Below are 12,481 nucleotides of genomic sequence, written 5' to 3' on the forward strand. Positions count from 1 at the left end.
CGCTTCCTAGCCGCCGTGCTTGTCCCTGCGCGGCGATCCCTGCGGGGATCCGAACGGGGTGCGCTGTGCCGTGGCCACGGGGTCCTGGGCCACGGGAAGGGAAGCGAGGATGCCGCGGATGATGCTCTGCGGGGTGTCGCCGGAGCTTGCCGCTTTGCGGTCCAGGATAATGCGGTGGGCCAGCACGGACTCGGCGACGGCCACCACGTCATCCGGGAGCACGAAGTCGCGCCCGTCCAGGGCGGCGGTGGCCTTCGCGGCCCGCAGCAGCTGCAGCAGCGAGCGCGGGCTGGCACCCAGGCGCAGGCGGGCGCTGTCGCGCGTGGCACGGCCGATCGCCACGGTGTATTCCTTGATTGCCTGGGACACGTAGACCTGTTGGACGGTGGCGATCATGGCCGCCACCTCGGCCGCCGTGAGGACGGGGATGACCTTGGCCAGCGGGGAGACGGCCTGGTGGGTTTCGAGCATCTCGATCTCGGAATCGCGGTCCGGGTAGCCCATGGAGATCCTGGCCATGAAGCGGTCGCGCTGGGCTTCCGGAAGGGGGTAGGTGCCCTCCATCTCGATCGGGTTCTGCGTGGCCACCACCATGAACGGCAGCCCCAGCTGGTAGGAATGGCCGTCCACCGTGACCTGGTGTTCCTCCATGCACTCCAGCAGCGCGGACTGGGTCTTGGCCGAGGCCCGGTTGATCTCGTCGCCGATCACGATGTTCGCAAACACGGCGCCCGGCCGGAACTCGAACTGCCGGGACGCCTGGTTGTAGATCGAGACGCCCGTGACGTCCGAGGGCAGAAGGTCCGGCGTGAACTGGATCCGTGACACGGTGCAGTCGACCGTCCGGGCAAGCGTCTTCGCCAGGAGGGTCTTCCCGACGCCCGGAACGTCCTCCACCAGGAGGTGTCCCTGGGCCAGCAGTACGGTCAGCGCGAGCTTGGCGGCTTCGGCTTTTCCGTCGATGACCTTGTTGATGGCGCCCAGGATGCGCTCGCTGGCGTCGTGGAAACTGTCGAGGTCCATGAGCTGCGGTTTGTGTCCGTTGAGGGAACTGCCCTGCGGCGCGGGGGAAGCGTAGGCCTCCTGCGGCACAGCCGAAGCCCCAACGGTGACATGTCGCTTGGAGTCCATGGACTGCCCTTCAGCCGTGGCCTGGTAGCCGGCCGGCCACTGTGCCGTGCCGCTATTCCCGCCTTTCGTTCCAGACTACCCAGAGTATTGCCGCGGCAGACAGAGCAGGCGATGATTTGTTCTCCAGGCCCCGAGGGCGGTTGGCACTGCGCAGGGCGATTAAGGTTGAAGCATGTGCAATTCCCTCGCCCCCGCCTCCTACCGGGCGCCCGAAGACAGCGATCCCCGCAAGGAGTACCCGCCCGCCCCGGAGCCATTGCCGGTTCCGGTCATGGACAACCACACGCATTTGGATTTCCGCCACGGGCTGATCGAGGTGGCCGTCGGCGATGCCCTGGACGCCGCAGAGGCAGTGGGCGTGCAGGGCGCCATCCAGGTGGGCTGCGACCTGGAGTCATCGCGCTTCACCGTGCAGGCCGTCGACGCCGATCCGCGCCTGCTCGGTGCCGTGGCGATCCACCCGAATGATGCCCCCGCCTACGCCGGACGCGGCGAGCTGGAATCCGCGCTCGCCGAGATCGAGGAACTGGCCCGGCATCCCCGGGTGCGGGCCATCGGCGAGACCGGCCTGGACTTCTTCCGCACCCACGGCGAGGGCCTGGTACACCAGCGGCATTCCTTCCGCCGGCACATCGACATCGCCAAGCGGCTCGGCCTCACGCTGCAGATCCACGACCGCGATGCGCACGACGACGTGGTCCAGGTGCTCCGCGAGGAGGGCGCCCCGGAGCGGGTGGTCTTCCACTGCTTCTCCGGCGGCGCGGAGCTGGCCCGGATCTGCAACGAGAACGGCTGGTACATGTCCTTCGCCGGAACCATGACCTTCAAGAATGCAGGTGAATTGCGGGAGGCCCTGGCCATTGCGGAACCGGAGCGCATCCTGGTGGAGACGGACTCGCCGTTCCTCACCCCGCACCCGTACCGCGGCCGCCCGAACGCGAGCTACATGGTGCCGTACACGGTCCGGTCCATGGCCGAGGTGACGGGCGCCGAGCTGTCCGAGCTGTGCTCCCGCCTCGCCGCGAACACGGTGTCCGCGTACGGATCCTGGGACTAAGCCCGGAGCGAATTCGGACTGACTCCGGGCACTCCCCTTAATACCCGGTATGCAGATTTCTTGGACGCAATATAACGCTTCGGTTACAGTGGAAAGCAATAGCCGGGGTCGGGGAAGGCCTTCGGACATCGTGCTTCGTTCGCAATGGATGCTTCAGTTGAATGAGTATGGCGGCGCAGATCCGCGCTGCAGGCTTCAGGACCAGGCTTCGGCCGGGCCCTGATTGTTTGCGGCCGGATGAATTTATTGCGCTTTTCCCCGTGCCCGGACAGTCCAAAAGTTACGGGCAAACGTGGTCAAGTTCTTCACATCGGACGGCAAGTTCAGCTACCTCAAGATCGGCGCGCAGCTGCTGGTGCTCTCCGCGTTGGTTCTGGGTGTCGTTGCCTTCGTGGGCAACAACAAGACAGTCACCCTCAACGTGGATGGCAAGGTGAGCTCCGTCCAGACCTTCGGCGGCACTGTTGACGAGGTAGTCAAGGCGGCCAAGGTCGAACTTAAGGCGGCAGACCGGGTCTCCCCGGCACTGGACGCCCGTGTGGAGAACGGCACCGTGGTCAATGTGAACCTGGCCAAGGACGTGGCCATCAGCCTCGACGGTGCCCGCCGCACCGTCAACACCACGGCCCCCGACGTCGCCGGACTGGTCAGCGAACTCGGCGTGGCAAGCTCCGCCGCACTGTCCCAGCCCAAGGACGCCGCCCTGGCCGTCTCCGGTTCCTTTATCTCCATCTCCACCCCCAAGACCATCCGCCTGGTGGCGGACGGCAAGAGCACCGCGCAGACCACGACGGCGGCCGACGTCGCCACCGTCCTCAAGGACGCGGGCCTCACCATCGGTGCAAGCGACCGTGTCTCCCAGCCCGGCAACGCCCCCGTCGTCCAGGACATGGTCATCAAGGTCTCCCGCGTGGACACCAGCAAGACCGCCGATGCCACCGAGGAAGTGCCGTTCGAAACGGTCACCACGCAAAGCGCAGACCTTTACACGGACGAGAAGACCGTGACCCAGGCCGGGACCGCCGGCCAGGTGGTCAAGACCTTCAAACTGGTCCTGGTGGACGGCCGCGAAGCATCCCGCACCGAGGTTTCCAGCAACGTCACCGTCAAGCCGGTCGCCAAGAAGGTCACTGTCGGTCTCAAGGAGCGCCCCAAGCCCGCTGTCGGCACGGCCACCGGCGCCGCAACAGGAGCCCCCAACGAGGCCATGTGGGACAGGATCGCCCAGTGCGAGTCCGGCGGCAACTGGGCCATCAACACCGGCAACGGCTATTACGGCGGCCTGCAGTTCGACATCCGGACCTGGCTCGGCTCCGGCGGCGGCGCCTATGCACCCAACGCCAGCCTCGCCACCAAAGCCCAGCAGATCGACATCGCCAACCGTGTCTACGCCCAGCGCGGCCTCCAGCCGTGGGGCTGCGCGTGGGCGGCCTGACGCCGAGCAGGCGATACGATACCTAGGTGACTGAACCGAATTCCGAACCCGCCGCCGTCGCGCCCTTGCTGGGCGCCACAGACATCCGACGGCTCGCCGAGGAAATCGGTGTCCGCCCCACGAAGACCCTGGGGCAGAACTTCGTGATCGACGGCAACACGATCCGCAGGATCGTCGCTGCCGCAGGGATCGACCCCGCGGAGACCGTCCTGGAGGTCGGCCCCGGGCTCGGCTCCCTGACGCTGGGCCTGCTGGACGCGGCGACGTCCGTGGTCGCCGTCGAAATCGATCCTGTCCTGGCCGCCAAGCTGCCGGAAACGGTACGCAACTGGCGTCCCGAGGCCGTGGACAATTTCCACCTGGTGCTGTCCGACGCCATGAAGGTCACCGAGCTCCCGGTCCAGCCGACGTCCCTGGTCGCGAACCTCCCGTACAACGTGGCGGTGCCCGTGGTGCTGCACCTGCTCCAGCATTTCCCCAGCCTGCAGCACGGCCTGGTCATGGTCCAGGACGAAGTGGCCGACCGGCTCGCGGCCACCCCGGGATCCAAGATCTACGGTGTCCCCTCCGTCAAGGCGGCCTGGTACGGCCACATGCGCAAGGCCGGAGTCATCGGCATGAACGTGTTCTGGCCGGCCCCCAAGATCCACTCCGGCCTGGTCGCCTTCACCCGCGGCGAACCGCCGGTGACGCACGCCACGCGCGAGCAGGTGTTCGCCGTCATCGACGCCGCGTTCGCCCAGCGCCGCAAGACCCTCCGCGCCGCCCTGGCCGGCTGGGCCGGCAGCGCCGTGGAAGCCGAACGCTGCCTGGTGGCCGCCGGCGTCGATCCCACCGCCCGTGGCGAGGTCCTGGACATCTCCGCCTACGTCCGGATCGCCGAGGCCCGCCACCCAGTGGACGCATGAACTCCGGGGCCATGAACCTGGGGACAACGAACGCGCGCGGGCGCTTCAGCGCGAGGACCGTCCGGGTCAAGGCCCCCGGCAAGGTCAACGTCTCCCTGAACGTGGGCCCGCTGCGCCCCGACGGCTACCACTCCGTGGCCAGCGTGTACCTGGCCGTCTCCCTCTACGAGGAAGTGGCCGCCACCAGCACCGAGACCGGCGGCATCACGGTCAGCATCAGCCCCAACAGCACCCTGGACCTTGACGGCGTCGACATCCCCCTGGACGAGCGGAACCTGGCGTACAAGGCGGCAGCCATCATGGCCGACGTCTCCGAGCACGCCACCGGCGTCCACCTTGAAATCACCAAACGCGTCCCGGTGGCAGGCGGCATGGGCGGCGGATCGGCCGACGCCGCGGCAACGCTCCTCGCCTGCGACGCCCTCTGGAACAGCGGCCTGTCCCGGGAAGAGCTCGCCCACCTGGCGGCCGAACTCGGCGCTGACGTGCCGTTCTCGCTGCTGGGCGGCACCGCCGTCGGGCTGGGCGTCGGCGACGAACTGTCCCCGGCGCTTGCCAAGGCACAGATGGACTGGGTGCTGGTGTGTGCTGATTACGGCCTCTCCACGCCCGAGGTCTTCCGCACCCTGGACCGGCTCCGCGACGCCGAGGGACTGGAAGTCCCCGAACCCGTGGAGGTGGACCCCAAGATCCTGCAGGCCCTGCGCAGCGGCGACCCGGACGCACTCAGCCGCGTCCTGATCAACGATCTGCAGCGGGCCTCCATCGACCTTGCCCCGCAGCTGCGCGACACGATCGGCCTGGGGGAGTCCAACGGCGCCCTGGCCGGCATCGTCTCCGGTTCCGGCCCCACCATCGCCCTCCTGGCACACAGCGCCGGCTCCGCCGAATCGCTGGCCGAGGAGCTCCGGCACCTTGGCCACGATGCCCTGGCCGTCCACGGCCCCGTGCCCGGGGCCCGGATCATCTCGGACACCGTCCTCTAGCAGTCTTCCCTCCATCAGCCCTCGCATTTCAGCAGCAGAAAGCAGTACACCTTGGCACACCTTCTTGGCGGCGAGAACCTCACGGTTTCGTACGCGACGCGCACCGTCCTGGACGGCATCACCCTCGGACTCGAAGAAGGTGACCGGATCGGCATGGTGGGCCGGAACGGCGACGGCAAGTCCACGCTGATGCGCCTGCTGGCCATGCGCTCCACCCCGGACTCTGGCCGGGTGACCAAGCGCGGCGACGTCAACATCGGCTACCTGGACCAGAGCGACGTGCTCGACGGCGACCTCACCGTCGGTGCTGCGATCGTCGGCGACCAGGCGGACTACGAATGGGCCCGCAATCCCCAGATCCGCGAGGTCATGGGCGGCCTGGTGTCCGACGTCGACTGGCACGCCAACGTCCACGCCCTCTCCGGCGGGCAGAAGCGGCGTGTGGCCCTCGCCAAGCTCCTCATCGAGGACCACGACGTCATCATGCTGGACGAACCCACCAACCACCTCGACGTCGAAGGCGTCGCCTGGCTGTCCAGGCACCTGAAGTCCCGCTGGCGCGCCAACCAGGGCGCCTTCCTGGTGGTCACCCACGACCGCTGGTTCCTCGACGAAGTCTGCACCAAGACCTGGGAAATCCACGACGGCATCATGGATCCGTTCGACGGCGGCTACGCGGCCTACGTGCTGGCCCGCGCCGAGCGCGATCGCTCGGCCTCCGTGATGGAAAGCAAGCGCCAGCAGCTGGTGAAGAAGGAGCTGGCATGGCTGCGCCGCGGCGCCCCGGCCCGCACCGCCAAGCCCAAGTTCCGGATCGAGGCCGCCAACGCCCTGATCGCCGACGTCCCCGAGCCGCGCGACTCCACGGCACTGAGCAGGATGGCCACGGCACGCCTGGGCAAGGACGTCCTGGACCTGGAAAACGTATCGCTGGACTTCCTCGGCGGCGACGCCGGGCAGAAGCTCTTCGACAACATCACGCTGCGGCTGGCACCGGGGGAGCGGCTGGGCCTGGTGGGCGTCAACGGCGCCGGCAAGACCACCCTGCTGAAGCTCCTCAACGGCCAGATCGAGCCGACGTCGGGCAGGCTCAAGCGCGGCAAGACCGTGGTCACCGCGGTGCTCACCCAGGAAGTCAAAGAGCTCGACGACGTCTCGGACTTGCGCGTCATCGAAGTGATCGAGCGCGAAAAGCGCTCCTTCAACGTGGGCGGCAAGGAATTCACCGCCGGCCAGCTCGTGGAGCAGCTTGGCTTTACCAACGAGAAGCAGTGGACCCCCGTCAAGGATCTCTCCGGCGGTGAGCGCCGGCGCCTCCAACTCCTGCGCCTGCTGGTGGGGGAGCCTAACGTCCTGATGCTCGATGAGCCCACCAACGACCTCGATACCGACACCCTCGCCGCCGTCGAGGACGTCCTGGACGGCTGGCCCGGCACGCTCGTGGTGGTCAGCCACGACCGCTACCTTCTGGAGCGCGTCACGGACCACCAGATGGCGCTCCTGGGCGACGGCAAGATCCGCCCCCTGCCGCGCGGCGTGGACCAGTACCTGGAGCTCCGCGAATCCGCCCTGGCCGGTTCCACTATCACCGGCGGCGGCAACCCCGTCACCGGCTCCAGCGGCAGCACCGCCCCCGCGGCCACGGGAGCCTCCGAAGCCGAAAAGCGCGACGCCCGCAAGGCCAAGAACCGGATCGAACGCCAGCTGGGCAAGGTGGAACAGCAGGAAAAGAAGATCCACGAGCAGATGGTCAAAAGCACCGCCGAGAACGACTTCGACGCCCTGGCCGAACAAAACAAAAAGCTCAAGGACCTCACCGGGGAGCGCGAAGCCCTGGAGCTCGAATGGTTGGAAGCCCTGGAAGTCCTCGGCGAGTAAGTCTCGGTGCTGGGGGCGTTGGGGTGCCTTGGGTAGCCGGAAGCGATCCTTCGGCGTCGCTTAGCGCGTAGGTCCCTTCCCAACACTCGCAAGCTCGCGTCGGGGCCCTCGGGACGACGCTTAGCCGCATAGGGGGAGCCCTTCGGTCGCTGGGCGAACTCCGGCACCCCGATGCGCCGCGATGCGCTCCTTTCCGAAGGACCGCCTCCGGCCGCTGTCGTCGATCTCACCTAGGACTGTCGTCAGGGAGGGATGGATGAGGTCCAGGCCCACTCTGGGCTTGGAAACTCCTCCTACCCTCAACCGCGGGACCCGACCTCACGTCCCGGCTATCCGCAAAAGTGACCTCGCGAGCGACCGCCAGCCTGCAATAGGCGGACAGGTGACGAACGGGGCGTCCAGTTTGCACAGCGGTCCTGAACTACATCACGAGCGGCGCGGGGGACCTTCGTGTAGTCGCGCATCGCGGCCCATCGGACCCCGGAGGTCGCCCAGCGACCGAAGGCGGTCCCTTTGGGCCGTGTCTAAGCGACGTCGAAGGGCCCCTGTGCCGCGAAGGCGACCAAAGGAACAAAAAAGCAAAAGCCTAAGCCTCGGACTTCAGCTCCGGCTCCTTTTGCAGGCCTGTGAGGCCGTTCCAGGCGAGGTTGACCAGGTGGGCCGCCACGGCGCGTTTGTCGGGTTCGCGGCTGTCCAACCACCATTGGCCCGTCATCGCCACCATGCCCACCAGCATCTGGGCGTACATGGCGCCGTCGGCGGTGCTGAAGCCGCGGCGGGCGAATTCGTCGGAGAGCAGGTGCTCCACGCGGGCGGTCACGTGGGAGAGCAGCGTGGAGAAGGCGCCCTCGGGCTGGGAGGGCGGGGCGTCGCGCATGAGGATGCGGAAACCGTCGGTGCGGTCCTCGATGTAGCCGAGCAGCGCGAGTGCGGCGCGTTCCACGAGAACGCGGGGCTTGGCTTCGGCGGCGAGGGCCTCGTTGATGGACTCGAGCAGGATCTGGAATTCGAGCTCCACCACCTGGGTGTAGAGCCCTTCCTTGGAGCCGAAGTGCTCGTAGATGACTGGCTTGGAGACGCCTGCCGCGGCGGCGATCTCCTCGATGGTGGTGCTGTCCATGCCTCGGGCCGCGAACAGGGCGCGGCCGATTCCGATGAGCTGGGCACGCCGCTGCGGGCCGGTCATGCGGGCACGGACTGCCTGGGGGGCCGCTCGATGGCTGTTGTCGCCGCGGGGGGCCGCTGCCCGGGGAAGGTCTGTGCTGTTGCTCACCCGTCCATCATGCACCACCCCGGACAGCCAGCCGTTCCGGCCCCGCGGCAGCGTGGGACAAGGGCGTGGCCGTGGCCGTGTCGCAAGCTGCGGCCAAGGCATGGCAAAATAGGTACTCGTGCCCAGGGTTCGACGCTCCGGGCGCGGTCCGCTCTGGTGTAATGGCAGCACCCCGGCCTTTGGAGCCGTGGAGTATAGGTTCGAATCCTATGGGCGGAACGGTCGGATCATACGGTCCTCCGTGCCTGGAACGGCGGCGTTGCTGCCACTGTGCGCGGGTAGGATGAATTCGTGCCGAAGCCGGTTCGCCCCGGAGAATCCCGAGCAAGGAGAGCCTGTACGTGAGCCCCGAAACCACCGGCCCCGCCGCGGTCATCGTTCTGGCTGCAGGTGCCGGTACGCGCATGAAGTCGCGGACTCCCAAGATTCTCCATGAAATCGGCGGCCGTTCCATGGTGGGCCACGCCCTCCTGGCAGCCCGCGCCATTGCGCCCCGCCAGCTGGCCCTCGTTGTCCGGCACGAACGCGATCTCGTCGCAGCCCACGTGTCCGCCCTGGATCCCGAGGCCGTCATCGTGGACCAGGACGACACCCCGGGTACGGGCCGCGCCGTGCAGGTGGCACTGGAAGCGCTCGACGCCCTTGGTGAACTGAGCGGCACCGTGGTGGTCACCTATGGCGACGTCCCCCTCCTGACCGGCGAGCTTCTGGGCGAGCTGGTTGCGGCCCACGAGGCCGAACACAATGCGGTCACCGTCCTCACCGCCGTGCTGGACGACGCCACCGGCTACGGCCGTATCCTGCGCGCCGCGGACGGCACCGTGACCGGTATCCGCGAACACAAGGACGCCACCGACGCCGAACGCGCCATCCGCGAGGTCAATTCCGGCATCTACGCCTTTGAAGCCTCCGTGCTGCGCGCCGCCCTGGCCCAGGTCACCACGGACAACGCGCAGGGTGAGATGTACCTCACCGACGTTATCGGCCTGGCGCGCGACGCCGGAGGCCGGGTTTCCGCCGTCGTCACCGAAGACCGTTGGCAGGTTGAGGGCGCAAACGACCGCATCCAGCTCTCGGCGCTCGGCGCCGAGCACAACCGCCGCATCATCGAGTCGTGGATGCGTGCCGGTGTGACGGTGGTTGATCCGGCCACCACCTGGATCGACGCCACGGTGACCCTCGACGAGGACGTCCGCCTGCTGCCGAACACCCAGCTGCACGGCACCACCACGGTGGCGCGCGACGCCGTCGTCGGCCCTGACACCACCCTGACCGACGTGGTGGTGGGCGAGGCCGCCAAGGTGACCCGCACGCACGGCTCCGGTTCCACGATCGGCGCCAAGGCCAGCGTGGGACCGTTCACCTACCTCCGCCCGGGCACCGTGCTGGGCGAGACCGGCAAGATCGGTGCGTTCTACGAGACCAAGAACGTGACCATCGGCCGGGGCTCCAAGCTGTCCCACCTCGGGTACGCCGGCGACGCCGAAATCGGCGAGGACACCAACATCGGCTGCGGCAACATCACCGCCAATTACGACGGCGAGAAGAAGCACCGCACCGTGATCGGTTCCGGCGTCCGGACGGGCTCCAACACCGTCTTTGTTGCTCCCGTGACTGTGGGCGACGGCGCCTACAGCGGTGCCGGTACCGTCATCCGCAAGGACGTCCCGCCCGGAGCACTGGCGCTCAGCCTGGCCGCCCAGCGCAACGCCGACGGCTGGGTCCTGGCGAACCGCCAGGGCAGCAACTCGGCGCAGCTGGCCCAGGCAGCGCAGGAAGCCCTGCTGGCTGCCACCCCCCAAACCTCACAATCCCCGGCAACCATAGAAGAGGGCAAACAGGCATGAGCGAAATTACCGCACACGGCGAGAAGAAACTGGTTCTCGCCGCCGGAAGGGCACATCCGGAGCTGGCGCAGGAAATCGCCAAGGAGCTGGACACCGAGCTCCTGCCCATTGACGCCTACGACTTCGCCAACGGGGAAATCTACGTCCGCTCCGCGGAAAGCGTCCGCGGTACGGATGCCTTCGTCATCCAGGCGCACCCGGCCCCGCTGAACAACTGGCTCATGGAACAGCTGATCATGATCGACTCGCTCAAGCGCGCCTCGGCCAAGCGGATCACCGTTGTCTCGCCGTTCTACCCGTACGCCCGGCAGGACAAGAAGGGCCGCGGCCGCGAGCCCATCTCCGCCCGCCTCGTGGCCGACCTCTACAAGACCGCCGGCGCCGACCGCATCATGTCCGTGGACCTGCACACCTCGCAGATCCAGGGCTTCTTCGACGGCCCCGTGGACCACCTGATGGCGATCCCGCTGCTGGCAGACTACATCCGCACCCGCGTGGACGCGGACAACATCACCGTTGTCTCGCCGGACACCGGCCGCGTCCGCGTCGCCGAACAGTGGGCCGAACGCCTGGGCGGCGCCCCGCTGGCCTTCGTGCACAAGAGCCGCGACCTGACGGTGCCGAACCAGGCCGTCTCCAAGACCGTGGTGGGCCAGATCGAGGGCCGCACCTGTGTCCTCATCGATGACATGATCGACACCGGCGGAACGATCTCGGGTGCCGTCCAGGTCCTCAAGAACGCCGGTGCCAAGGACGTCATCATCGCCTGCACGCACGCCGTGTTCTCCGAGCCGGCCGCCCAGCGCCTGGCCGAGTCCGGTGCCCGCGAAGTGGTTGTCACCAACACGCTCCCGATTCCCGCCGAGAAGCGCTTCCCGCAGCTCACCGTGCTGTCGATCGCGCCGTTGATCGCCCGCGCCATCCGCGAAGTGTTCGACGACGGCTCCGTCACCAGCCTCTTCGACGGCAACGCCTGACATCCAGGACTGAATGTCGACGGGCCATCGGCCGCCTCCGGGCGTGCGGATGGCCCGTTTTCAGTATCCGTTTTCCCTATACGGGTGACCCGCTGCTAAGATCTTGGGGATACCTTGGCGAGGGAGAGCACATCCGGTTCGCATTTTTGTGGACCAGGGTTGCGGGTCTCCGTTATCGACTGGGTCTGAATCTCCTTCAACGAAGGCGGGCCGCTGCTGCTGCAGCCGGCTTCCTGCCGGGCGTAGAAGGTCCCACAGACCTCCGCCCTTGCTGATCGACTTGCCCTGCACAGTGCCGGGCGCCAGTAATCAAGGAGTACACATGTCTGAGCAGAAGCTCACCGCAGAACTGCGCACCGAATTCGGCAAGGGCTTCGCCCGCCGTGCACGCGAAGCCGGCCTGATCCCGGCCGTCATCTACGGCCACGGCGCCGAGCCCATCCACATCAACCTGCCGGGCCGCGCCACCACCCTGGCCGTCCGCGTTTCCAACGCCCTGCTGTCCATCGACGTCGAGGGTGAACTGCACCTGGCCATGGTCAAGGACATCCAGCGCGACCCGATCAAGCAGATCATCGAGCACGTTGACCTGCAGACCGTCCAGTCCGGCGAGAAGGTCACCGTCAACGTGGCCGTCCACATCACCGGTGAAGTTGCTCCGGGCGCCGTTGCCAGCCAGGAAGCCACCACCGTTTCCCTCGAAGCTGAAGCCACGCACCTGCCGACCTCCGTTGAGGTCAGCATTGAAGGCCGCAAGGCCGGCGAGAACATCCACGCTTCGGACCTCGTCCTCCCGCAGGGTTCCGCACTGCTCTCCGATGGCGACGCCCTGGTGGTCCGCATCTCCGAGGCTGCAGGCGAAGCCGCTGAAGAAGCAGCAACCGCCTAGTCCCTCCGGATTAGCCGAGGCGCACAGCCTTTGAGTGGCCGGGCCCCCGTGGGGGTCCGGCCACTTTCCTTTCCTGCCCCCAGCGAACCTTTCCTTAGGA

Annotated in this window: 10 protein-coding genes and 1 tRNA gene; 9 read left to right on the forward strand and 2 right to left on the reverse strand. The window is 67.4% G+C overall.

All coding sequences use genetic code 11. The annotated features are described in order from the left end of the window. Nucleotides 1-6 precede the first annotated feature (6 nt). Nucleotides 7-1,131, reverse strand: coding sequence for a MoxR family ATPase (locus NVV90_RS05970; RefSeq protein ID WP_258440275.1), 1,125 nt, complete (start codon nucleotides 1,129-1,131; stop codon nucleotides 7-9). A gap of 172 nt (nucleotides 1,132-1,303) precedes the next feature. Here NVV90_RS05970 and NVV90_RS05975 point away from each other — a divergent pair, with 172 nt between their 5' ends. The 5 genes from NVV90_RS05975 to NVV90_RS05995 all read left to right on the forward strand — a co-directional run bounded on the left by NVV90_RS05975 (nucleotide 1,304) and on the right by NVV90_RS05995 (nucleotide 7,395). Continuing rightward, the gene (locus NVV90_RS05975) at nucleotides 1,304-2,188 is read left to right on the forward strand and encodes a TatD family hydrolase (RefSeq protein ID WP_258440276.1); all 885 of its coding nucleotides are present in this window, start codon (nucleotides 1,304-1,306) and stop codon (nucleotides 2,186-2,188) included. Nucleotides 2,189-2,480: 292 nt separating this feature from the next. Continuing rightward, complete coding sequence (locus tag NVV90_RS05980; RefSeq protein ID WP_258440277.1) at nucleotides 2,481-3,623, forward strand: resuscitation-promoting factor; 1,143 nt, start codon at nucleotides 2,481-2,483, stop codon at nucleotides 3,621-3,623. Nucleotides 3,624-3,649: 26 nt separating this feature from the next. Beyond that, nucleotides 3,650-4,531: a 16S rRNA (adenine(1518)-N(6)/adenine(1519)-N(6))-dimethyltransferase RsmA gene (rsmA, locus tag NVV90_RS05985; protein WP_258440278.1), complete on the forward strand. Its 882-nt coding sequence runs from the start codon at nucleotides 3,650-3,652 to the stop codon at nucleotides 4,529-4,531. 11 nt (nucleotides 4,532-4,542) lie between these two features. Continuing rightward, nucleotides 4,543-5,517: a 4-(cytidine 5'-diphospho)-2-C-methyl-D-erythritol kinase gene (locus NVV90_RS05990; protein WP_258440279.1), complete on the forward strand. Its 975-nt coding sequence runs from the start codon at nucleotides 4,543-4,545 to the stop codon at nucleotides 5,515-5,517. A 51-nt stretch (nucleotides 5,518-5,568) separates the two neighbouring features. Next, complete coding sequence (locus tag NVV90_RS05995) at nucleotides 5,569-7,395, forward strand: ABC-F family ATP-binding cassette domain-containing protein (RefSeq protein WP_258440280.1); 1,827 nt, start codon at nucleotides 5,569-5,571, stop codon at nucleotides 7,393-7,395. A 586-nt stretch (nucleotides 7,396-7,981) separates the two neighbouring features. Here the strand turns inward: NVV90_RS05995 and NVV90_RS06000 are convergent. Further along, nucleotides 7,982-8,581, reverse strand: coding sequence for a TetR/AcrR family transcriptional regulator (locus tag NVV90_RS06000; RefSeq protein WP_258441086.1), 600 nt, complete (start codon nucleotides 8,579-8,581; stop codon nucleotides 7,982-7,984). 234 nt (nucleotides 8,582-8,815) lie between these two features. On the opposite strand from NVV90_RS06000, the gene NVV90_RS06005 reads away from it, so the two are divergent. The 4 genes from NVV90_RS06005 to NVV90_RS06020 all read left to right on the forward strand — a co-directional run bounded on the left by NVV90_RS06005 (nucleotide 8,816) and on the right by NVV90_RS06020 (nucleotide 12,381). Continuing rightward, nucleotides 8,816-8,887 (forward strand) — tRNA-Gln (locus NVV90_RS06005). A 122-nt stretch (nucleotides 8,888-9,009) separates the two neighbouring features. Next, complete coding sequence (gene glmU / locus NVV90_RS06010) at nucleotides 9,010-10,515, forward strand: bifunctional UDP-N-acetylglucosamine diphosphorylase/glucosamine-1-phosphate N-acetyltransferase GlmU (protein ID WP_258440281.1); 1,506 nt, start codon at nucleotides 9,010-9,012, stop codon at nucleotides 10,513-10,515. Beyond that, nucleotides 10,512-11,492, forward strand: a complete 981-nt coding sequence (locus NVV90_RS06015) for a ribose-phosphate diphosphokinase (protein ID WP_258440282.1) — start codon at nucleotides 10,512-10,514, stop codon at nucleotides 11,490-11,492. Before glmU ends, NVV90_RS06015 begins: the two co-directional genes overlap by 4 nt. Before the next feature lie 322 nt (nucleotides 11,493-11,814). Continuing rightward, nucleotides 11,815-12,381 (forward strand): 50S ribosomal protein L25/general stress protein Ctc, encoded by a 567-nt coding sequence (locus NVV90_RS06020; protein ID WP_258440283.1) that lies wholly within the window; start codon nucleotides 11,815-11,817, stop codon nucleotides 12,379-12,381. Nucleotides 12,382-12,481 lie beyond the last annotated feature (100 nt).

Source organism: Arthrobacter sp. CJ23 (assembly GCF_024741795.1).
Lineage (GTDB): Bacteria > Actinomycetota > Actinomycetes > Actinomycetales > Micrococcaceae > Arthrobacter.